This window comes from Corynebacterium jeikeium (assembly GCF_028609885.1).
Classification (GTDB): Bacteria; Actinomycetota; Actinomycetes; order Mycobacteriales; family Mycobacteriaceae; genus Corynebacterium; species Corynebacterium jeikeium.
Window position 1 is genome coordinate 802,620 of sequence record NZ_CP063195.1, and the last position, 21,297, is coordinate 823,916.

The window sequence follows — 21,297 nt, forward strand, 5'->3', positions numbered from 1 at the left end:
TGTGGCTTCCACAGTACGTCAAAGTCGCGTTAGAAAACCTCCGTTGGAAGCCCGACTATGTTAGGTTCAAAAATGAAGTTTTTTAACCACACCAGCTGCGATAACTGCAGGGACGTGTAGCGGTTGTGATACGGCCACTATGCGCTGGCGGTTAGCCGACGGGCTGGTTTTCTTAGAAAGGTACGAAATAACAGTGGCAATGGCCCCCGGTTCGGCTTCGAGCCCTGCAGGCTCCGCTGGCGGTGCACAAGGCAATGGCGCGAAGGATGCACAGCGCGCGCAGTCGCAGAATGGACACGGTTGGGCGGATCTGCTCAACATCGAATCCGACAGCTTGATCCAGGAGATCGGTTGGGACGAAGACTGCGATAACAGCATCAGCGAAGCCCTGGAAGACGCTATCGGCGATGCCCTGTTGGATATCGACACTGACGAAGTGGTTGATGTCGTACTCCTGTGGTGGCGTGACGAGGACGGCGATCTGGTAGACGGTCTGGTCGATGCGACCCGCAGCCTGGGAGAGGACGGCCGCATCTGGCTGATGACCCCCGCGAAGCTGGATGCCGGACGTGTGGAGCCAGGCGTGATCGCCGAGTCCGCCCAGCTGGCAGGCCTGGTGCAGACCAAGTCGGAGCGCCTGCGCGACTGGCAGGGCGCCTGCCTGGTTTCCTCCGGCACCAAGCGCTAGCCCTGTAGGTGCCGGGCAGCTCAGACATCGCGCTGAAAAAGGCGTGTGATGCTGTCTGTACCGGGCGCCACCTGCGGTTTCGTTATTTCGTGGGTGGGCGTGCTAGAGTCATTATCGCTTCAAACGAAGCACAGTTTCTTTCTTAGAAACAGCTCGCGCCTTTAGCTCAGCTGGAAGAGCAGCTGGTTTACACCCAGCAGGTCGGCGGTTCGAACCCGTCAGGGCGCACCAAAATTTTTACCGCCTCGTGGCCCCTTCGGCCGCGGGGCTATTTTCGTTCTCGGCTCCGCCTATTTGGCCGCCCCGCTGCTCGGGGCAATAATGGAGCACATGGCATCCTCGAAGCGCAGCGGCTGGCGAAACTTCCTCACACCCGGATGGGTCATCACCGCCATCCTGGTCCTCGCCTTCACCTACGCCGCATTCAGCTTCCTAGCCCCCTGGCAGCTGGGGAAGAACAAGGATAAAAACGCCTTCAACCAGCGCCTCGAACAATCCCTGCAAACCGATCCCGCACCAATCACCGATGTGATCCCGGGCGATGGGGGCTCAGTGGGCGTCGAAAAAGAATGGACCAGAGTCGCACTACAGGGCCAGTTCCTGCCGGACAAAGAGGTGCTGCTGCGCAACCGCCCGGTGGAATCGGCTCATTCTTATCAAGCATTGACGCCCTTTCGTCTCGACGGCGGACAGACCGTTTTGGTGCATCGCGGGTGGGTTGCCGTGGAGGGGGATGGGGCCGCGCCTAAGTTGAAGCGGGCGCCGGGAGATCACGTGAAGGTGACCGGGTTTATCCGCATGAGCGAGGCTGTGCCGGATGCGAAGCCGACGGAATCTCAGGGATACACGCAGGTCACGGGCATGTCGACGAAGCAGATTTCCGAGGTGACGGACGAGGAGCTGGCGGCGGATTATGTGCAGCTGGATTCGGAGAGCGTCGACCGCCTGAACGGCATGGCCGGTGGCGATGCTGGCGATGGAGATGCTGAGGCAAATGCCGGTGCTGACGGTGGTGCCGACAGCGGAGATGATGGCGATGATGCTGGTGTCAGCGGTGGTACCGACAGTGGAGAAGACGGCGATGCGCCGGATCTGCAGGCGCTGCCGTTGCCGCACTTGGATGGTGGCACGAACTTGTCCTACGGAATTCAGTGGATTGCGTTCGGCATCCTGGCGCCGGTGGGCTTGGGTTGGTTTGTGTATGCGGAGATGCGCGAGCGTCGGCGTGAGCGCGAGGAGAGCGCCGAAGTCGCCCGCCTGAATGCCCAGATCACCGATGGTGCCGGTGGTGGAGATGCTGGTGTTGACGGCGCTGGTGCTGGGGATGCGGCTGGCAGTGGAGCCGGTGCGGGTGCTGGCGGTGCTGAGGGTGCTGGCGGCGCTGGCGGTGGGGCAGGCGACGTTGCTGCTAAACCCAAGCCGGCCGACTCTAAAAAGTCGGAGCCTAGTGGCGCCGAGAAGCCGAAGTCTCGGAAGCGTTCTGATCTCACCGACCGCTATGGAGGCACCCGCTCCCGTTTCGAGGAGCGCCGCGCGGAAAAGCGCGGCCGGGAGCGCTTCTAGTCCCTACAGGTCGCCGGCCCGGGCCCAGGAATGTTGGGTCGGCCCGCGGAATGTTTGTCTCCCGGACTGAGGAATGTCGTTAGATCGGGAATGTGCGAGGGCTGCCGTCCGCGAATGTCGTTAGATCGGGAATACGTCAACGCCGACGGAGCACCAAGATTTTTCAAAACTCTCTGACCTGCGGGTTTGTGTAGATGAAAATAGTTGGCATCAACGTTTTCTCGTTCTAGCGACATTTGCCCATCTAACGTGGCTGAATATGCCCGCCCCGGAGACATTTGGCCACCTGGAGTGGTTGAGAATGCCCGACCCCGGCGGCAATCGGTGGGGCGGGAAGGGCTAAATGTCGGAAAAGTTGCAGAACGGAAAATCAGCAATCGGTCGGCGCGCAAACAAAATGCTCTGACCTGCAGGTATGTGTTAGTGAAAATTGCCTGCAATGACGTTGTGCAACTTTTCCGACATTTAGGTGCCAGCGGTGGCGTTTTGAGGTCTGCGCGGACGCTGTTCTGCAACTCTGCCGAGCAGTAAGCGGCGGAAAGGCCTCCGGCCCCAGCTATCCCGGCGCCCGCGTCCGCAGGACTATCGCCCCAGCTGCTCCCGCACGTACTCCACGATCCCCGGCACGGCGGCCTCAATCTGCTGTCCGACCTCGGTAAAGTCCGAGCGGTGGCCGTAGTAAGGGTCGGCGACTTCGGCACCGGCGGGGGAGTTGGCGTCAAAGCTACGGAACAAGCGAATGCGCTCCGGGGCAACACCCGCGTTGCGCAACCCGCGCACATGCCCGTCGTCCATGGCCAGGAAAAGGTCGGCGCCCAAATGCTCAGGTCCGAGCTGTGCCGCGCGGTGCGCCGTGCCGTCGTAACCCATTGACGCCAACTCGTCCACCGCCCGACCATCAGCACCGTCGCCGATGTGCCAGCCGCCGAGTCCGCAGGAATTCAGGGTCACGGGCGCGTCGGCGGAAGCGGAGGATCCAGCGGCAGCGTCGGCGCCGTCAGCATCAGCGGCCGGGGAGTGGCTGGTGGCGATGCCGGCTTCCTCGAGGCCGGCGCGCAGAATCACCTCGCCCATCGGGGAGCGGCAGATGTTGCCCGTGCATACGACAGTGATGTGCATTGAGTTCCTTTCAGTTCGTTGAGCAGCCCGGCTAGCCTTCGTTGGCCCAGCGCTGCACCAGCGCGTCCAGCTCCTCCAGTGTGTCCACGCTGTAGGCGGCCTTGGCGTGCTCTTCTGCGGAACCGTAGCCCCAGCCGACCAGCACCGTGGGGATGCCGGACTGCGCGGCACCCTCCACGTCGTGGATGCGGTCGCCGATCAGCAGCATCTTCGTCGGGTCGAGGGCCTGCAGGCCTTCCTCGGCGCTCATATGAGCCAGGAATTCCCGCACCTCGGGAGCCTCTTTTAGCTGCTCGAGCGCGTACTCAATCACGGCAGCCTTTGACCGGCGGGTGCCATCCTCCTGTGCTGCGCCGAGTACCGCGAAGTACTTCAGCATGTCGTGTTCGCGCAGGATCCGCTCCGCCGACACCTCGGACTTCGACGTCGCCGTGGACAGGATAATGCCCTCGCTGGACCACTTCTCCAGCAGCTCGCGCATGCCGGGGAACGGGGTGGCTTCCTTCCAGCGTCCGTTTTCCTGGTCCGAGAGGTACGTGTCGAAGACCTTCTGCAGCAGCTCGCCTTCCAGGCCAATGTCCCGCAGGGTTTCCAACATCGGCGGGCCAGGGATTTCGCGCACACGCTCCTCGGGAGGCACCGGCACCCCGTGTGCCTCCAGGGCGTTTACAAAGCTGGCGCGGATGCCGGGGTAGCTATCCATCAGCGTTCCGTCTACGTCTACAAGCAGAATAGGTAAATCTCGCACTCCTCCAGTGTGTCAGATCTGGCTAGGCTGGGTGGAGCATGCAAGCAGCACATAGCAGTACCCCAGGAGAATCCGTGCCCGAGCCAACTACCAACCCCGCCGCGAACCCAGCGAGCCCCGCATCCGCCGCGAACCAGGACGCGAACCAAACCACCGTCGCCGACGTTGTCGCCGCCCTGGAGGCCGCCTACCCGCCCCACCTCGCGGAATCCTGGGATGCGGTCGGCCTGATTTGCGGCGACCCCGCCGAGCCCGCCGACAAGGTCGCCTTCGCCCTGGACTGCACCGATGCTGTCGTGGATGCCGCCATCGCCCAGGGCGCGCAGATGCTCGTGGTTCACCACCCGCTGCTGCTCCGTGGCGTCACCGGCGTGCCCGCCAACTCCCCGAAGGGCCGCATCGTCCACAAGCTGATCCGCAACGGCATCGCCCTATTCGCCGCGCACACAAACGCCGATTCCGCCCGCCCCGGCGTCAACGACCGCCTGGCCGAGCTCCTCGGCATCACCCCGGGCGCACCTCTGCGGCCGATTCCTTCCGGCACCGACAAGTGGGGCTTCACCGTTCCTGTTAATGACGCCCCCACGGTGAAATCTGCCATCTTCTCCGCAGGCGGTGGCGCGCAGGGCGACTATGAGCAGGCCTGCTTCGAGTTCTCCGTCACCGGCCAGTTCCTGCCCACGGAGGGTGCGAATCCGCATCTCGGCGCTGTCGGGGAGGTAGAGACGGTCGAGGAGGTTCGCATCGAGTTCGTAGCCCCCGCCGCGAAGCGGGAAGCGATCCGCGCGGCTCTCATCAAGGCCCATCCTTATGAGGAGCCGGCCTACGACTGTGTGGAAACCTCCCTGCCCACGCCCGCCGACCAGCAGCTGGGCATCGGCCGCGTCGGCGAGCTGGATACTCCAATGACCCTGCGGGAATTCACCACCCGCGTGGCCGAGCGCCTGCCCGCCACCGAATGGGGCGTGCGCGCAGCCGGAGACCCCGATGCCATGATCCGCACCGTCGCCGTCGCCAGCGGTGCCGGCGACAGCTTCCTCGGCCAGGTCGCAAAAATGGACGTGGACTGCTTCGTTACCTCCGACTTGCGCCACCACCCGGTGGATGAGCACCTGCGCATGGGCGGATGCCCGGTCATCGATACCGCCCACTGGGCCAGCGAGTTTCCGTGGTGTTTCCAGGCGGAAGGCGTCATTAAGAAGGCAACGAAGGCACAGACCACAGTGATCGACGTGCGCACCGACCCGTGGACCGTGCACGAAAAATAGGAGGGCAACTGCGATGCGCTGGACGACCGACGATCAAAAGAACCTGGCAGACTTAGCCCGCGACCAGGAGGAGCTGAGCATCGTGCAGGCGCGGCTGGATTCCCTGCCGGAGCAGGCGAAACTGGAGGAGCTGCAGGCTCAAAAGCGCGAAGATCGCCGCCAGCAGGTGCTGAACAATGTGCAGGTCAGAAGCGACAAAGCGACCCTGATGCGCCTGCGCCAGGATGTGGCGAAACTCAAGGAACGCGAACGGGCGAATATTGCGGGGCTGAACTCGCAGACCGACCCCGAGCGGCGGCGCGACCTGAAACACGACCTGCGCAGTACTCGCGAGCGACTGCAGGACCTGGAGGGTCGGCTGGATCGCTCCGTGAAGGTGCAGTCCATGTTCAGTGGCGCGGACTCCGCCGCCGACGAGGCCGACGACCAGACACATGCGCAGATCGACGAGGACATCGCCGCCGCGCAGACCGAGTTAGACCGCGCGACCAACGCCCTGGAGGCCGATATTTCCGCCATCAAGGCACGGCTGACCCAGCGGCGGACGGCGTTGGAAGACACGAACGCGGAGCTGCTGCAGGCCTACGATCAGCAGCTCTCCGAGCACGGGGTGGGAGCTGCGCCGCTGAAGGGGCGGACGTGTCAGGCGTGCTTCATGGAGCTGGATCCGCTGTCCCTGAAGGAGATCGACAAGTTGGCAGCAGACGGCAGCGGGGAAGTGCCGCGATGCCCTGAATGTAATGTCCTGCTGCTGCGATAGAGTGACCTCAAGACGACAAGACGAGGGCCAAGACGAGGGTGATGAGTGATGCGCTTAGACGTGGAATGCGACGGAGGATCCCGCGGTAACCCGGGCATCGCCGGTTGCGGAAGTTCGGTCCTGGAGGGTGACCAGGAAGTAGCCGCACGCTGGGAGTTCATCGCCAAGGCCACGAACAATGTGGCGGAGTACCAGGGGCTCATCAACGCTCTGGAGTTGGCCATCGAGGTCGCGAAAATGCGTGGGGTCGCGGCCGGGGATCTGGAGATCCAGGTGCGCATGGATTCCAAGCTCGTCGTCGAGCAGATGAGCGGCCGCTGGAAGATCAAGCACCCCGACATGAAGCCCCTGGCCGCGCGGGTGAAGGAACTTGAGGCGACCCTCGCCGCCGTCACCTACAACTGGGTGCCGCGCGCGCAGAACAAACGCGCTGACGAGCTGGCCAATCGCGCCATGGATGATGGGATTGGGGGGCGCTGGTTTGATGACGCCCTCTCGTTCCAACCCGCCGCCGACTCAGCCGAAGCCGACGGGGATGCCGCGCCGGCACCTGCAGGGACTTCGGGCGCGGAGGCCGTGACCGATGCCGCGAGCGCGCCGGAATGGCACCCCGGCGGGAAGCCGACCCGCCTGTGGGTGCTGCGGCACGGGCAGACGGAGATGAGCGTGAAGAAGCAGTTCTCCGGGCTCTCCGACCCGGAGCTGACCTCCCACGGGCATGAGCAGGCTCGACGGGCCGCGGCCTACGTGGCCGGACAGCTGGCAGGCGGCGCGGGTGGCAGCGCTGGCCCGGTGGCGATCTACAGCTCTCCGCTGAAACGCACCCGCCAGACCGCGGAGGCTGTCGCCGAGGCGCTGACTGCGGCGCCCGCGGGCGTCGGCGTTTCCGGCGCCGCCAAGCCCCGCGTCCACGTGACCGAGGCCCTGATCGAAATGAACTTCGGAGACTGGGAAGGCCGCACCTTCGCCGAGGTCATGGATGAATTCCCCCTCGAGCATGACGCCTGCTTCTGGGACAGTGCCGCCGCCCCCAGCGGAGGCGAGAGCCCCGACGACGTGCTCGCGCGCGTGCGCCCCTTCCTCCGCGACGTGGCCCGCAACCACCCCGGCGAGGACGTCGTGCTGGTCAGCCACGTCACGCCCATCAAATCCATCCTGCGCCACGCCCTTTGTGCAAGCGGCGCACTATACCGCACGCTGCACCTGGACCTGGCAGGCTTGAGCGTCATCGAGATCTTCCCGGATGGCTCGAATGGTTCCGGGGGAGAAGTGGGCGTCAAGAATAAGGGCAGCAACAAGGACAGCGCCGTGGTGCGAAGGGTCAACGATACGCACTTCCTCGATGGAGAAACCGTGCGCTAGAGTTAACCCTTGTCGAGACGGCCGGGCGATCGCGGCGCACGGAACCACCCTGTACACGGGGCAGGCCGGGCGCGGAGGAAAGTCCGGACTCCACAGGGCAACGGTGGTTGCTAACAGCAACCCGGGGCGACCCGCGGGAACAGTGCCACAGAAAACAAACCGCCCGCCACGCGCGGGTAAGGGTGAAAAGGTGCGGTAAGAGCGCACCAGCACCCCAGGTGACTGGGGTGGCTAGGTAAACCCCACCGGGAGCAAGGTCAAGGTGCCCGCACGCGCGCCATCCCAGATGGTGCACAAGCGTGCGGCGTAGCTCTAGGGCTGCCCGCCCAACAATGAGCAGGTAGGCCGCTTGAAGCCACCAGCAATGGTGGGCTCAGATGGATGATCGCCTCGTCCCACGCCTACTTCGCGTGCCCACGCGGTGCAGCGGAGTCGGCAGGGGATAGGACAGAATCCGGCTCATAGGCCGTCTCGGCGCAAAAATTTTTCGGGGTTGGGGGCGCTCGGTTGGTTACTCGGCTGGGCGTGGGTTTCCTGCGTGGCCGGGGCACTTGGCTGGGTGCGTGGCCGGGGCGGGGCGGTTGTGCCACTCTTGGAGTCATGAAACTTTTCGCCGCCGAGCTGAACTTCCGCGCCATCGCCGAAGAATTCCAACTGCCGGAACGCTTCCCGGAAGACGTCCACGCCGAGGCGCTGCAGGCCACCGATCAGCACGCCGACCACCGCCGCGACCTGCGGGACATTCCTTTTGTGACCATCGACCCGGCAGGTTCGATGGACCTGGACCAGGCGGTGAACATTCAGGGCGCGCCGGATGGCGACGCCCGGTGGCGCGTGCTGTACGCCATCGCGGACGTGGCGGCCTTCGTGGATCCGGCGGGGCCGCTGATGGCGGAATCCCTGCAGCGCGGCCAGACGATGTACCTGCCGGACGAGCCGACCCGCCTGCACCCAGCAGAACTATCCGAGGGCAGTGCCTCGCTACTGCCGGACCAGACTCGCCCCGCCGTGGTGTGGGATATTCTGCTGCGCGCCGACGGCGAGGTCGTGGATTTCACCGTGTACCGCGCGCTGATCCGCTCCGTGAAGCGCTTCGACTACACCGAGGTGGAGGCGGACATGCACGGCGGCACGCTGCACCCCGCCATCGCGCAGTTGCCGGAGGTTGGCCGTGCGCGCCAGCGCTCTGACCTGCGGCGCAAGGCCGTCAACCTGCGTTTGCCCTCGATCTCCGTGGAGCGCACCCAGGATGACGATGGCGCCGAGCGTTACGTGCTGGGCATCGACGAGCGCCAGGAGATGAACGACTTCAACTCCGAGCTGTCACTACTGGCGGGCATGTGCGCCGGCGAGATGATGGTGCGCGCGGGCGTGGGCATCCTGCGCACCCTGCCGCCCGCTGGGGACAAGGAAATCGCCGCCTTCGACCACTCCGCGCATGCCTTGGGGTTCGATCGCTCCGGCCGCCCGATCGGGGAATTGCTCGCTGATATTGACGCCTCCACGCCGCGTGGCATGGCACTCATGCGCGACGCGCAAAGCCTTCTGCGCGGGGCGGGGTATCAGCAGTTCGGACTGGCTGGCGGGAGTGCTGAGGCTGGCGACTCAGAGCCCAGCATCCACGCCGGCATCGGCGGCCACTACGCGCACGTTACTGCACCCCTGCGCCGACTGGTGGACCGCTTCGCCACGGAAATCTGCCTGGCGATCGCCAGTGAGCAGCCCATCCCGGAGTGGGTGACCGCCAACGTTGACCAGGTTCTCAGCACCATGAAATCCAGCGGCCAGACGGCCAGCGCCGTCGACCGCGCCTGCCTGAATCTCACCGAGGCGGTCGTCCTGCAACCGTGGGTTGGCCAGAACTTCAACGCGACGGTGCTCAATAGCGACGGCGGTGATAAGGCGAAAATCCTGGTCGAGGAGCCGCCCATCTTGACGACTTGTGTGGGCGGCCCAGACGAGGCGTCAACAGTTAAAGTAACCCTGATCGAAGCCGAGCCCGCAGCGCGGAAGGTACGCTTCGCCTGGCCTGCCGATTAGGACGGGGGTTGTCCGGTGCGTGTGGTACACATGACCTTATGAGCGAAAATGATGCGCAGAAGTGGTACTACGACACGAAGACCGGCCAGGTGAGCCAGGGCAAGGACAGCGCGTGGGATAGCCGTATGGGGCCCTACGACTCGCGCGCGGAGGCCGAGGCTGCCATCGCGACCGCGCAGCAGCGCACTAAGGAGGCCGAGGAGTACGACGCGGAAGATGACGACTAAGGGCTCCGGGAGCGCGGGCGGCGGGAGCGGCGCGGACGGTCGCCTAGGCGACGAGACAGAGCGTTCGTGGCTGGCGCGCACCCTGCTGCCGGAGGGGACGGAGCCGGACCCGCGCTTCACACTGGCGAACGAGCGTACCTTCCTGGCGTGGATCCGCACCAGCCTGGCGTTTCTGGCCGGTGGGGTGGCGCTGGAGGCGTTCCGCTCGCCGAATGTGCCCGAGCATCTGTGGAGTGCCGCAGCTGTGTTGGTGCTGGTCGTTGGCATGCTGATCGGCCTGGGGGCGGCGGTGCGGTGGCTGCGCGTGGAGCGTGCGATGCGGACCGGGAAGGCTCTGCCTGTGCCCGCGATCGTGCCCTTCTTGGCGGGCGTGGCCGTGGTGGCTTGCGCGGTGGTGCTGGGGTTTGTGATCTTCGGCGACTTTGGGATGGAGCTGTAAGTGACGCGCTCACAGGCTGCGCGGGAGGCACGTGGGGCAGCGCGGGAGGTGCCCGAGCGGCCGCATTCTGACCAGGGGCTTCAGCCGGAACGCACCAGCTTGTCGTGGCAGCGCACCTTGTTGGCGCTGCTGGTCGTCAGCGCGATGCTGTTCCGATGGATCGGCCGCTACGGTGTGATCGTCCTGCCCGCCGCAGGAGTGTTGGTGCTGCTCGCGGCGCTGATTTTGCTGCCCCAAAGGCGCCGCTACCTGCGCTTCAGTGCCGGCCTGCGCGCCGAACGTCTCACCGCCAACGTCGGATCGGTCGTGGCGGTGACTGCGGCGGTCCTGATCTGCGGCGTGGTCGCCGCCATCTTCGTTATTCTGGACGCCATCTAGCCCCAACCGCCCAGCATTGTTGTACTGTCCTAAGTGGTAATAAAGCACACCGTTTAAGGTGTGCCGCTGTGTGCAGTGAGAATAGAGGGGGAAAGCTGGTGGACGTAGATGTTTTCTATCGGACTTTTGACGTCTCTGATGTTGCCCCGGGGGCTAATGTCTTAGATCTCATCTTTCACGGGTTGATTCTCTTTACTGTTCTGTCCAGCATTATGGCCTGGGCGGCAATCATAATTTTGATTTCCAGATCGATTTGGAGAAAAAAGAACCCCGGCAGACAAACCCGTATGTGGGTAGTTTTCTTTGCTCTGTCCTTTGCGATATACGTGATTTCTGTTCCGTTGTCCTTCAAATTAGTGCTGTTCCCGGGTGGAATATCCTCCAGAATCTACACGCTGGATAAATATGGGAATGGGAGGGCGGTTCCCATGGTGACGGAAGATTCCCCAATGAACACTGTGAGAATGGATCACACCAAGAAGACATTTTTGGAGAAGTACCATCGAGAAGTTTTAGACGCTTTGTCCAGTGCCCCAGAGTTAATGCAGTATGACCTTGTGGGATGTAGGGATCAGGGGGATGACAAACATGAGAAGTCAATCCTCTGCGGCGGCTATCTGGATTCCGGTGTTCATGCTGTTAAGGGAGGGAAAGAGTTTAGTTTAAATCCCCATTTTCATTTTGGGGAGAGGCCAGAATACATTCGAGAAAGTATAGGGATGGATTTAGAAAACTCACCTGGCGGCGGCATGCCGGTTCGGCTTAAGGTATATATTTCTGGGCGAAGCTAGTGGTGGCTGGCGGTGGCTGGCGGTGGCTGGCGGTGGGGCATGGGCTGGCGTAGGCGTAGTGACCGGCGGTGGCGAGCAGCGGCTGGCGTGGGCGTGGTGACCGGCGGTGGCTGGCGCGCTAAATGTCGTTAAAGTGATAAAACGTTATTGGCAACGATTGCGATTACTGTAAAACTGCAGGTCACGGCAGTTTTAATTTCTGGAAAAATTTTTTCGGGAAGACGAATTCCCACTTTAACGACATTTAGCGTTTTGGGAAGGGGTGCCAGCCCAGTCCAGCCAGGTTAGAAGCAGTGCTCCTGCGTCGGGAATCCGCCTTCAGCAACCTCTCGCTTGTAGGCAGCAGCGGCGGCTGTCAGGTCCGAACCCACCGAAGCCCACTGCTTAGCGAAGCGCGGACGGTGCCCGCCGGCTGGGAACGCAGCCATGTCGTGCCACACCAGAACCTGCCCATCGCAGTCCGGACCTGCGCCAATGCCAATCGTCGGGATGTCCAGCTCCTTAGTCACCGAAGCCGCCACGTCTGCGGGCACCATTTCCAGAACCACCATGTCGGCACCGGCTTCCTGCACGGCGCGGGCATCGGCCAGCAGCTGCTCTGCGCCAGCGCCGCGGCCCTGCACCTTGAAACCGCCCAGCTGGTTGACGGACTGCGGAGTAAAGCCGATGTGTGCACAGACGGAGATACCGGCGTCAGTAATAGCGCGAATGCGATCCGCAATCCGCACCCCGCCTTCGATCTTCACCGCATGCGCGCCCGTGCGATGCAGCATCTCGGTGGCGGCCTTCACGGCCTGCTCATCCGAAGCCTCATAGGTGCCGAAGGGCAAGTCAGCGACCACGGCGGCATTGCCAGCACCGCGGACGACGGCGGCTGTCAGATAGACCATCTCGTCCATGCTGATGCGCTGGGTGGCGTCGTAACCAAACACCACATTCGCGGCAGAATCGCCGACCAACATGATCTCCACGCCCGCCTCGGCGAACGCGACGGCGGTGGAGTAGTCGTAGGCGGTCAGCATCGCGAACGGCTCGCCCGTGCCCTTGCGCGCCTTCAAGTCAGCGATACGCACCTTCTTGGTGGGGACCAGGTAGCCGGTGGGGGTGGAGCCGGATGTTCCAGATGTTGCAGTCATGCTGTTCATTCTAGCTGACGCCCTTAGCCCCAATCGCTGAACCGCCGACTAGTGCAAACGGGGGCGCAGCCGGGCAGGGAACTTCTACAATGGGGGACATGAATCGCCAACAGGAATATGTTCTGCGCACGCTGGAAGAACGCGACATCCGCTTCGTTCGCCTTTGGTTCACGGATATCCAGGGGTACCTCAAGTCCGTGGCGGTGGTGCCAGCGGAACTAGAGGGGGCTTTCCAGGAGGGCATTGGCTTCGACGGCTCGGCGATCGAGGGCTTCTCCCGCATCGCAGAGTCGGACACGATTGCGCAGCCGGACCCGTCGACGTTCCAGATCTTCCCGTTTAAGTCGGATGATGGAGCTTTGTCGGCGCGTATGTTCTGCGACATTGCGATGCCGGATGGCACCCCTTCGTGGGCGGATCCGCGCCAGGTGCTGCGCCGCCAGATGAAGGCCGCGGCGGACCAGGGGTTCAGCTGCTATGTGCACCCGGAGATCGAGTTCTTCCTGGTCAAGGAATTAGAGACGGAGGGCTATCCGCCGGTGCCGACGGATAACGGGGGATACTTCGACCAGGCGGTCACCGACGACGCGCCTGCCTTCCGCGCTCACGCGATTAGCGCGCTGGAGCACATGGGGATTTCGGTGGAGTTCTCTCACCACGAGAACGCGCCGGGGCAGCAGGAGATCGACCTGCGCTACGCCGACGCCCTGACGATGGCGGATAACGTGATGACCTTCCGCTACCTGATTAAGCAGGTCGCCCGCCGCAACGGGGTGGCCGCGACGTTTATGCCTAAGCCTTTCCATGAGCACGCGGGTTCGGCGATGCACACGCACATGTCCCTGTTTGAGGGGGAGAGTAACGCTTTCCACGACCCGGATGATGAGCTGCGCCTGTCGGGCACCGCGAAGTCCTTCATCGCGGGCATTCTGGAGCACGCCCCGGAGATCACGGCGGTGACGAACCAGTGGGTGAACTCCTATAAGCGCATTACCTCCGGCGATGAGGCTCCGCGTGCGGCGGCGTGGGGTGCGTCGAACCGCTCCGCGATGGTGCGCCTGCCGATGTACACGCAGAACAAGGCGGCTTCCCGCCGCGTGGAGGTCCGCTCGCCGGATAGCGCCTGCAACCCCTACCTGGCTTATTCGGTGCTGCTGGCCGCAGGTTTGAAGGGCATCGAGGAGGGCTACGAGCTGCCGAACCCGGCGGAGGAGGATGTCTCCCGCATGACCCGCCGCGAGCGCATCGCCGCAGGTTACAAGGATCTGCCCTCGGACCTGAACAGCGCCCTGCGGGAGATGGAGCGTTCCGAGCTGGTTGCCGATGCCCTCGGCGAGCACGTCTTTGAGTTCTTCCTGCGCAACAAGTGGCGCGAGTGGTACGAGTACCAGTCGCAGATCACGCCGTGGGAGCTGCGGAACAACCTGTCCTTCTAGCCGCCTAGTCTGCTGCTTCCCCGCATTTCCACCCCTTCCGCTACCTCCACCCCTCCCACTACTTCCTAGAGTTCCAGGAGCACTTTCACCCCATGACCCGCCCCCGCAGTTCGCGTTCCTCCGTGCCAACCGCCCGCACCCTGGGCCTGACTCACCCCAAGGCGCAGGAGGACCTTGAGCAGCTCGGCTGGGTGGATGCCGAGCACGCGGAGCAGATGTGGATACTTGCCTCGACGGGCGATCCGGACCTGGCGCTCAATAATCTGATCCGCCTGGTGGAGGCGCTCGACCGTGCGGATGCTGCGGACGCTGCAGGCACCAGTGCCGCGCTGCTGGCGCGCATCAACGAATCCCGCCAGTTCGCCGTCCGCCTGCTCAGCCTGTTTGGCGCGTCGTCGATGCTGGGCGACCACATCGTCGCTAACCCGGCGGAGTGGAAGCAGCTCGAAGAAGGCATGCCGTCGGCCGAGGAAATGATGGAGCTCATGCTCGGCAGCGTTTCGGCAACCCCCGTTGATGGCGCGGGTGAACGGGTTTTTCGGGCGGGCGTCACAGGGCCAGAGGCAGACGACGCAATGCGCCGCACCTACCGCACCATCCTCGCGCGCATCGCTGCCGTCGACGTGGCGGGCACCTTCGTGCAGCGCGGCGAAGAGCCGGCGGAGCCCGTCGAGTTCGAGCTGGTCTCCCGCCGACTTTCTGACGCTGCGGACGCCGCGCTGACCGCCGCCCTGGCCGTGGCGTGTGCGCAGGTGTACGAGCAGGAGGAGCAGCCCGCCCGCCTTGCAGTTCTGGCCATGGGCAAGTGCGGCGCGCAGGAGCTGAACTATATCTCCGACGTGGACGTCATCTTCGTCGCCGAACCCGCCGACCCGAAGGCCACACGCTGGGCGGGCGAGTTCATTAACATCGGCAGTCGCGTGTTCTTTGAGGTAGACGCGGCCCTGCGACCCGAAGGCAAGAGTGGTGCCCTGGTGCGCACCCTGGAATCGCACGTGAAGTACTACAACCGCTGGGCCGAAACCTGGGAGTTCCAAGCGCAGCTGAAGGCGCGCCCCATGACCGGCGACTTGGCGCTGGGGCAGGAGTACGTCGCCGCGTTGGCAGCGAAGGTATGGTCGGCCGCTGAGCGCGAGGACTTCGTGCAGGACGTGCAGGCCATGCGCCGCCGGGTGATCGAGAACATTCCAGACGATCTCCGCGCCCGCGAGCTGAAACTCGGCCCCGGGGGATTGCGCGACATCGAGTTCGCCGTCCAGCTGCTGCAGATGGTGCACGGGCGCACGGATGAATCGCTTCGTACTCGCTCCACTGTCGCCTCGCTGCGCGCCCTGGCCGAGGGCGGCTATATCGGCCGCGCGGACTGCCAAAACTTGCAGGACAACTACGCCTTCATGCGCCTGCTGGAGCACCGCCTGCAGCTGCAGCGGCTCAAGCGCACGCACACTCTGCCGCCGAAGGAAGAAAAGGCCGCCCGCGTGTGGCTGGGGCGTACCTCTGGTTGCCGCCCGCAGGGCACGAAGAGCATGGACGAGCAGCTGGCGGCGGACGTTAAGCGCGTGAGCCTGGAGATCAGCCAGCTGCACTCGAAGCTGTTCTACCGCCCGCTACTGACCTCTGTGGCGGCGATGCAGGCCGACACGATCCGCCTATCGCCGGAGGCCGCGAAGCGCCAGCTGGCCGCCCTGGGCTACGCCTACCCGGATCGCGCCTTCGAGCACCTAAGCGCCCTGGCCGCGGGCAGCAGCCGCAAGGCCAAGCTGCAGGCCATCATCCTGCCCACGCTGCTGGAATGGCTGGGGGATACGGTCGACCCGGACGCTGGCCTGTTGAACTACCGCAAGCTCTCGGAGGCCGCGCACGACTACAGCTGGTTTTTGCGCCTGCTGCGCGACGAGAACATCGTGGGCAAGCGCCTCATGCACATCCTGGGCACCTCGCCTTATGTTGCCGAGCTGTTCCTGAATTCCGTGGACTCGGTGAAGATCCTTTCCGACGGCGCTACCGGCCCGAAATTCCTGGAACGCGAGCCGCAGGTCGTCACCCACTCCCTGGTCGCAGCTGCCGGGCGCCACCGCCACCCGGACAAGGCCATCGCTGTCGCCCGTTCGCTGCGCCGCGCGGAGCTGGCCCGCATCGCCGCAGCCGACCTGCTGGGCTTCATGGACGTGGAGCAGGTCTGCGTTTCCCTGTCCTGGGTGTGGGACGCGGTGCTCGAGGCCGCCCTGCGCGCCGAGATTCGTTTCTGGGAGGACGAGAATGTGGCCAACGCGCCGGCGCGCATCACCGTTATCGGCATGGGACGGTTGGGCGGTGCGGAGCTCGGGTATGGTTCTGACGCCGACGTGATGTTTGTCGCCCAGCCTGTCGAAGGCGCGGACGAATCAGAGGCGCTGAAGTGGGCCACCAGCATTTGCGACTCGGTGCGAACGCGCCTGGGTAGGCCCAGCCAGGATCCGCCCCTGGACGTGGACATTGACCTGCGCCCGGAGGGGCGCAACGGCCCGGTCGTCCGCACGCTGGATTCCTATCGCCGCTACTACAAGGAGTGGGGCGAGACGTGGGAGATGCAGGCCCTGCTGCGCGCCACCTGGATCGCAGGTGACAAGGACCTCGGCATCGAGTTCCTACGCATGATCGACGACTTCCGCTACCCGCCGGGAGGGGTGGATGACAAGGTTGTCCAGGAAGTTCGCCGAATGAAAGCGCGCGTGGATTCCGAGCGCCTGCCGCGCGGCGCGGACCGCAAGACCCACACCAAGCTGGGGCGTGGCGCCCTGACGGATGTGGAGTGGACCGTGCAGCTGCTCACGATGCAGCACGGTGACGATGCAGATAATCTGCGTAATACCTCCACCCTGGAGACCCTGCGCGAGCTGGCCAGCGGCGAGTACATCGCCGAATCCGACGCTGAGATTCTGCGCGATGCCTGGATTACCGCCACCATCGCCCGCAACGCGATTGTGCTGGTCAAGGGCAAGCGGAAGGATCAGCTGCCCAGTCACGGCGACCAGCTGCGCCACGTCGCGGCTGCTGCCCACTGGCCGCCGGAGCAGGCCCAGGAGTTCCTGGACGACTACCTGAAGAAGACCCGCAAGGCCCACCGGGTGGTGGACCGGGTGTTCTGGGGCGAGGACGTCGGCATCGATTACGGCGGCTAGCCCCGCGGCCGGAGCCGCGTGTAGCCAGCCGGCGGAGCCGCTCGCCGTCAGCGGGCTAGACTAGCTCGCCCTCGACGATCACGTTGTAGCCGAGGTCGTTATTTCCGGAGACCGAGCAGGCGATCAACACGATCCGTCCCGGACGCTTGTCATTCATAATGTCCGGGTCCACGATGGCCTCGTTCTTATCCACCAGCCAGCTGCGGGTGACCTTCCAGGTCTTCTGGTGGTTCGCGCCGTCGCGCATCTTGATGCGCGCGCCGTTCAAGACGTCAGAGGTGTAGCGCTTCACCGGCTTGCCATCCGTGCCGTTCACGTTTTTTGGCGGGGCATTCAGGTTCACATCCGCAGTCACCGCTTCACTCAAGGGGTTGAACACCAGCGGAGCCGCACCCCACGCATGCCCCAGGACGTACATCGTGCCCTTCTCCGCATCCTTCGGCGAAACGCCCCAGCCGTCGACCCAGCGCACCATGGTGTTTTGCGGCCCCGCCGGGTTCAGCGGCAGGGCGTAGGGCATCGAGGCGTACGTCGCACCCTGCACCGGCGCGGGGCCATCCATGCTGAAAGACCCGGTTCCCTCGACCGGCCCCGGAACCACCGAGGGGTCATCCTCGTCCTCCCGCTTGCTGTCCTTCTTCAGCTTCTTCTCGCTGGGCTTCGCGGAGCCCGAGGTATCGGAGCTGGGCGAGCCCTCGCTGGAGTTGGTGGTATTGGAGGCCGAGGGGGCGTCCTCACCAGAAAAACCCAGAACGGCCCAGATCACCAGCGCGATAACTACCAGCAGGGCCACAACGGCGGCCAGAACGCGGCGGCGATTAGTGAAGGGGCGGGTAAAGCTCATGGTGAATAAGTCTATCCATAACCCACGGAGTAGCGTGAGGTGAGTGACTGCTAAGGATAAAGACAAACTCAGCGCTCGCGCGCTCATCGTGTGGGGAGCCGGGGTGCTGTGCTACACCCTGGCGGTTACGGGACGCACCTCCTTCGGAGTGGCCAGTGTGGATGCGATCGATCGCTTCCACATTAACGCCGCTCAGTTGGCGGTATTCACCTCGCTGCAGCTGGCGGTGTACGCCTTTGCGCAGATTCCAGTGGGCCTGCTGGTGGACCGCTTCGGGCCGCGCAAGCTGATGGTCGCCGGTGCTTTCGTCATGGCGTTGGGGCAGGTCACGTTGGCTTTCACCACGAGTTATCCGGTGGCCATTTTCGCCCGCATGCTGATCGGCGCGGGCGATGCGACGGCCTTCCTGTCCGTGATGCGCCTGATCCCCGCGTGGATTCCGCTGCGCCACGCGCCGCTGCTGGGGCAGCTTACGGGCGCGGTGGGGCAGTTTGGCCAGTTCCTATCCGCCGTGCCATTCCTGAGTTTGTTGCACGCGACCAGCTGGCAGACCGGCTTCGTGAGCCTCGGCGCGGTCGGCGCGCTATTGGCACTGGCTGCGGGCGTGCTGGTGAAGGACTCGCCGGAGCCTGAGGCAGAGCTGGAGTCGGCGGCGCACGGCAAGCCCGCCGGGTCTACTGGGCCTACTGAGCCTGCCGAGCGCCTGGGCGTCAAGAAGATCCTGACCAATGTGTTGACCAACCGCGTTTGCTGGCACGGCTTCTTCGTCCACTGGACGGGCCTGGGCGCGCTGGTGGTGTTCACCCTGCTGTGGGGTCTGCCGATCATGACCCTCGGACTCGGCCTGCCCGCCGACCAGGCCGGGCTGGCGCTCTCGCTGGGCACGCTGGCCTCCGTGGCGGTCGGCCCGATCGTGGGCCTGCTGTCCGCGCGCTTCTACAACCGCCGCATGCAGATTGTGATGGTCTTCTCCATCACCGGCTGGCTGGGCTGGCTGTGGTTCTTCACCTCCGCACCGACGGGAGTGCTGTGGGCCGCGTGCCTGATGAACATCGTCATGGGCTTCACCGGTCCGGTCGCGAACTTGGGCTTCGACTCCGTGCGCGAGAAGGTGGACCGCCGCTTCGTCGCCACCGGCACAGGCCTGGCGAATATGGGTGGCTGGATCGCGGGAATGATCGGAGCCCAGGCCGTCGGCGTGCTGCTGAACCTGCGCGCCCCGGACGGCAACTACGACTGGGCGGACTTCGGCATGGCCTGGATCGCGGTGGCTACCGTATGGGCCTGCGGTTTCTGCGGAATGTGGCTCACGCGCGATCGCAACGTGCGCCGTTACTCTTAAGCCCTTTTCCTCAGGCTTTTTCCTTAAGACGTTCTTTCTTTGTGACGCCCTCAGCCTCCCGCTTCTTCAAGGGGTGCGACTTGAGGCCGGCGTGGATAGTCAGCTTTAGCGCCAGGTAAGTGATGTAAACCATCAGGATGTTCCGGGCGGTAAGCACGAGGGCTGCGAACCAGTGGGGACCTTCGAACAGCAGGTTATAGGTAAAGGGGAACACCACCGTGGTCAGGCCTGCCGCGAGCACGCTGAGCCACGCGAGCTTGCGCAGTACGTCAGACTCGCCATGTGTTTCGGCACGCGCGGGGGTGCTGGGCATATCGCCTGGCTGCTTTGCCAACAGGACTGCCAACACCGGGCCGAACCATACGACGTACTGCGGGGAGAACACCTTGTTGGAGACGATCAGCAGCAGCACCATAGTCAGGAAGAACAGGGCGGTACTGCGGGGAGACCAGGCGTCACCAAGAAAGTGCCACAAGGCCCAGCCCAGGCCGAACAACATTGTGCACGCCATCAACACGCTGCTGGCCGTGACCAGTTGATCCACGCCCGGGCCGAAGATCTCGAAACTCTTCGACGGGGCCTTATCGATGTGCCAATGGCCGGGGAAGAACGCAGCCGCGACGATCAGGGGAGTGGCGAGGATCGACTCGATCTGCAGGCCACGGACGTCCTGGTAGGTCAGCGGGGAGACCAGGCGATCCCAGCCGGAGGTCAGCGCCGTAATCGCGCCGACAACCACGAGGGTTCCGCCGAACGTGGCCAGGCGAGCCCAGGTAGCGGAGCGATTCCACCGATCCACCAGCCCGGCGGCCAGCGCGGCAGGCCACAGCTTCGACATCGCTGCAAACCCCAGCAGCGCGGAGGCGACCTTCGGGTGGGTGAATAGAGCAGCCGCGGTCGCAGCAACCAGCAGGCCGGGGATGAGATCCAGACGGGAGTACACGATAGGCCCCGCGGCGGCGGTGAAGGCAGTCCAGAAGAGTGCGGCGCGGTGGCTGTGATTCAGCAGGTAGAAGAAGAATGCCGTGCTGAGGGCAATGAGGAACCCAGAGAACAGGGTGAGGAAAACATGGGCGTGATCCCCGCATACTTGGATGATCGCGCGGACGGGCCACAGGCCAGCATCCGGATACTCGGATAGCGGCAGCGCGCCATGGCTGGGATGCGTGGGCTTGCCCAAGGAATTACGGAAGTAATACATCGGGTCACCCTTGGCGAAGGGCCAGAAGATCAGGATTCCAACGATAACCGCATTCGCCGCTACCCAGGCTGCGATGATTCTAGAACGGGGCCAAGTGGCGGTAGTTACGTTGGTCTGATCACTCACGAGAGTGAACTGTACCTAAAAATTTTCAGCTTCCCTAGCAAGCGCACGGATGGTCTGCTGGATTCCTTCCTGCAGGCTAGCCTCGAACTTTTCCTCCCCGCCGAGGACGACCGCGACCAGCACACGGGAGATCAGGGAGGTCTTGCCACCGGGAGCCAGGCGCTTCTCCGTGAGAACCGTCTGAGCGCCGTCGGCGGCGGGGGTGAGCTCGAAGCGCCAGCGCGTGCCATTCAAAGGGATTTTGAACTCGAAGACCTTCTCCGGCACGACCTCTGTGACGACCGCCCAGGTGGGCCACCAGAGCAGGCCCTGGCGGTTGAAATTGATGGTAACGGTGCCTGGGGCTGGGACGGCCGCGCTACCCGTACCGACTGCGTTGGCTGTGCGGCTCTTGCGACGCGGCAGCAGGATCATCTTCTTGCACTGCGGGCTGCGGTCACCCATCGCTGACAGGTCGGTAACCCGCTGCCAGACCTTGCTGGTGGGTGCGTTGACGGTGATGCTGGCGGAAATCTCCGGAGCTGCCATGGTTGTAGTGCCTTTCGTCGGGGGAACGCCTTGTCGGTGGGACGTCCCGTCAGGGAATCGTCCTGTCAGTCTTGTCAGGGGAACGTCTTACTAGGGGAAGTTTTGTCGCCGCAACTAGCGGTGGTTCCACACTACGTGCT

General features: G+C 64.1%; 19 protein-coding genes, 1 tRNA gene and 1 other RNA gene. 15 read left to right on the top strand and 6 right to left on the bottom strand.

What is annotated here, in order from left to right; all coding sequences use genetic code 11:
- Positions 1-193: 193 nt before the first annotated feature.
- The 3 genes from CJEIK_RS03515 to CJEIK_RS03525 all read left to right on the top strand — a co-directional run bounded on the left by CJEIK_RS03515 (position 194) and on the right by CJEIK_RS03525 (position 2,251).
- Positions 194-688, top strand: a complete 495-nt coding sequence (locus CJEIK_RS03515) for a DUF3052 domain-containing protein (RefSeq protein ID WP_034965220.1) — start codon at positions 194-196, stop codon at positions 686-688.
- A 155-nt stretch (positions 689-843) separates the two neighbouring features.
- Positions 844-919, top strand: a tRNA-Val gene (locus tag CJEIK_RS03520).
- Between the two features lie 90 nt (positions 920-1,009).
- Entirely contained in the window at positions 1,010-2,251 is a 1,242-nt protein-coding gene (locus CJEIK_RS03525) for an SURF1 family cytochrome oxidase biogenesis protein (protein WP_005296177.1), read from the top strand.
- A gap of 582 nt (positions 2,252-2,833) precedes the next feature.
- Here CJEIK_RS03525 and CJEIK_RS03530 read toward each other — a convergent pair.
- Positions 2,834-3,370 (bottom strand): low molecular weight protein-tyrosine-phosphatase, encoded by a 537-nt coding sequence (locus tag CJEIK_RS03530; RefSeq protein ID WP_034965217.1) that lies wholly within the window; start codon positions 3,368-3,370, stop codon positions 2,834-2,836.
- 31 nt (positions 3,371-3,401) lie between these two features.
- Positions 3,402-4,118, bottom strand: coding sequence for an HAD hydrolase-like protein (locus CJEIK_RS03535; RefSeq protein ID WP_034965215.1), 717 nt, complete (start codon positions 4,116-4,118; stop codon positions 3,402-3,404).
- A gap of 74 nt (positions 4,119-4,192) precedes the next feature.
- Here CJEIK_RS03535 and CJEIK_RS03540 point away from each other — a divergent pair, with 74 nt between their 5' ends.
- The 9 genes from CJEIK_RS03540 to CJEIK_RS03580 all read left to right on the top strand — a co-directional run bounded on the left by CJEIK_RS03540 (position 4,193) and on the right by CJEIK_RS03580 (position 11,383).
- A complete protein-coding gene (locus CJEIK_RS03540) occupies positions 4,193-5,386 on the top strand; it encodes a Nif3-like dinuclear metal center hexameric protein (RefSeq protein ID WP_005296170.1) in 1,194 nt (397 codons plus the stop codon).
- Positions 5,387-5,399: 13 nt separating this feature from the next.
- A complete protein-coding gene (locus CJEIK_RS03545; protein WP_005296168.1) occupies positions 5,400-6,146 on the top strand; it encodes a zinc ribbon domain-containing protein in 747 nt (248 codons plus the stop codon).
- Between the two features lie 48 nt (positions 6,147-6,194).
- Positions 6,195-7,508: a bifunctional RNase H/acid phosphatase gene (locus CJEIK_RS03550; RefSeq protein ID WP_005296165.1), complete on the top strand. Its 1,314-nt coding sequence runs from the start codon at positions 6,195-6,197 to the stop codon at positions 7,506-7,508.
- Between the two features lie 13 nt (positions 7,509-7,521).
- An RNA gene (gene rnpB / locus CJEIK_RS03555) (RNase P RNA component class A) lies at positions 7,522-7,986 on the top strand.
- Positions 7,987-8,108: 122 nt separating this feature from the next.
- Entirely contained in the window at positions 8,109-9,548 is a 1,440-nt protein-coding gene (locus tag CJEIK_RS03560) for an RNB domain-containing ribonuclease (RefSeq protein ID WP_005296163.1), read from the top strand.
- A 38-nt stretch (positions 9,549-9,586) separates the two neighbouring features.
- Complete coding sequence (locus tag CJEIK_RS03565) at positions 9,587-9,775, top strand: SPOR domain-containing protein (protein WP_005296160.1); 189 nt, start codon at positions 9,587-9,589, stop codon at positions 9,773-9,775.
- Complete coding sequence (locus CJEIK_RS03570) at positions 9,765-10,214, top strand: YidH family protein (RefSeq protein WP_005296157.1); 450 nt, start codon at positions 9,765-9,767, stop codon at positions 10,212-10,214. The genes CJEIK_RS03565 and CJEIK_RS03570 overlap by 11 nt, the downstream gene beginning before the upstream one ends.
- The gene (locus tag CJEIK_RS03575; RefSeq protein WP_005296154.1) at positions 10,215-10,592 is read left to right on the top strand and encodes a DUF202 domain-containing protein; all 378 of its coding nucleotides are present in this window, start codon (positions 10,215-10,217) and stop codon (positions 10,590-10,592) included.
- Between the two features lie 98 nt (positions 10,593-10,690).
- Positions 10,691-11,383 carry a hypothetical protein gene (locus CJEIK_RS03580; protein ID WP_005296153.1) on the top strand — a complete coding sequence of 231 codons (693 nt, stop codon included), beginning with the start codon at positions 10,691-10,693 and terminating at the stop codon, positions 11,381-11,383.
- 284 nt (positions 11,384-11,667) lie between these two features.
- Here CJEIK_RS03580 and panB read toward each other — a convergent pair whose 3' ends face one another.
- Positions 11,668-12,528, bottom strand: a complete 861-nt coding sequence (gene panB / locus CJEIK_RS03585; protein WP_005296150.1) for a 3-methyl-2-oxobutanoate hydroxymethyltransferase — start codon at positions 12,526-12,528, stop codon at positions 11,668-11,670.
- An 89-nt stretch (positions 12,529-12,617) separates the two neighbouring features.
- On the opposite strand from panB, the gene CJEIK_RS03590 reads away from it, so the two are divergent.
- Complete coding sequence (locus CJEIK_RS03590) at positions 12,618-13,955, top strand: glutamine synthetase family protein (RefSeq protein ID WP_034965301.1); 1,338 nt, start codon at positions 12,618-12,620, stop codon at positions 13,953-13,955.
- A gap of 92 nt (positions 13,956-14,047) precedes the next feature.
- Positions 14,048-17,116, top strand: coding sequence for a bifunctional [glutamine synthetase] adenylyltransferase/[glutamine synthetase]-adenylyl-L-tyrosine phosphorylase (locus tag CJEIK_RS03595; RefSeq protein ID WP_034965212.1), 3,069 nt, complete (start codon positions 14,048-14,050; stop codon positions 17,114-17,116).
- 55 nt (positions 17,117-17,171) lie between these two features.
- Here the strand turns inward: CJEIK_RS03595 and CJEIK_RS03600 are convergent, their stop codons facing one another.
- Positions 17,172-17,960, bottom strand: coding sequence for a sortase family protein (locus CJEIK_RS03600; protein ID WP_005296143.1), 789 nt, complete (start codon positions 17,958-17,960; stop codon positions 17,172-17,174).
- A 43-nt stretch (positions 17,961-18,003) separates the two neighbouring features.
- Here CJEIK_RS03600 and CJEIK_RS03605 point away from each other — a divergent pair, with 43 nt between their 5' ends.
- Positions 18,004-19,302, top strand: a complete 1,299-nt coding sequence (locus CJEIK_RS03605; RefSeq protein ID WP_005296141.1) for an MFS transporter — start codon at positions 18,004-18,006, stop codon at positions 19,300-19,302.
- 10 nt (positions 19,303-19,312) lie between these two features.
- Here CJEIK_RS03605 and CJEIK_RS03610 read toward each other — a convergent pair whose 3' ends face one another.
- Entirely contained in the window at positions 19,313-20,629 is a 1,317-nt protein-coding gene (locus tag CJEIK_RS03610) for a glycosyltransferase 87 family protein (RefSeq protein WP_005296139.1), read from the bottom strand.
- 15 nt (positions 20,630-20,644) lie between these two features.
- The gene (locus CJEIK_RS03615; protein ID WP_005296138.1) at positions 20,645-21,157 is read right to left on the bottom strand and encodes an SRPBCC family protein; all 513 of its coding nucleotides are present in this window, start codon (positions 21,155-21,157) and stop codon (positions 20,645-20,647) included.
- Positions 21,158-21,297 lie beyond the last annotated feature (140 nt).

Excerpts from the sequence above, each read along its gene's own strand:
- CJEIK_RS03565 (WP_005296160.1), top strand. The coding sequence starts at position 9,587 with ATGAGCGAAAATGATGCGCAGAAGTGGTACTACGACACGAAGACCGGC.
- CJEIK_RS03615 (WP_005296138.1), bottom strand. The coding sequence starts at position 21,157 with ATGGCAGCTCCGGAGATTTCCGCCAGCATCACCGTCAACGCACCCACC.
- CJEIK_RS03560 (WP_005296163.1), top strand. The coding sequence starts at position 8,109 with ATGAAACTTTTCGCCGCCGAGCTGAACTTCCGCGCCATCGCCGAAGAA.
- CJEIK_RS03525 (WP_005296177.1), top strand. The coding sequence starts at position 1,010 with ATGGAGCACATGGCATCCTCGAAGCGCAGCGGCTGGCGAAACTTCCTC.
- CJEIK_RS03600 (WP_005296143.1), bottom strand. The coding sequence starts at position 17,960 with ATGAGCTTTACCCGCCCCTTCACTAATCGCCGCCGCGTTCTGGCCGCC.
- CJEIK_RS03530 (WP_034965217.1), bottom strand. The coding sequence starts at position 3,370 with ATGCACATCACTGTCGTATGCACGGGCAACATCTGCCGCTCCCCGATG.
- CJEIK_RS03595 (WP_034965212.1), top strand. The coding sequence starts at position 14,048 with ATGACCCGCCCCCGCAGTTCGCGTTCCTCCGTGCCAACCGCCCGCACC.
- CJEIK_RS03550 (WP_005296165.1), top strand. The coding sequence starts at position 6,195 with ATGCGCTTAGACGTGGAATGCGACGGAGGATCCCGCGGTAACCCGGGC.
- panB (WP_005296150.1), bottom strand. The coding sequence starts at position 12,528 with ATGAACAGCATGACTGCAACATCTGGAACATCCGGCTCCACCCCCACC.
- CJEIK_RS03570 (WP_005296157.1), top strand. The coding sequence starts at position 9,765 with ATGACGACTAAGGGCTCCGGGAGCGCGGGCGGCGGGAGCGGCGCGGAC.
- CJEIK_RS03545 (WP_005296168.1), top strand. The coding sequence starts at position 5,400 with ATGCGCTGGACGACCGACGATCAAAAGAACCTGGCAGACTTAGCCCGC.
- CJEIK_RS03590 (WP_034965301.1), top strand. The coding sequence starts at position 12,618 with ATGAATCGCCAACAGGAATATGTTCTGCGCACGCTGGAAGAACGCGAC.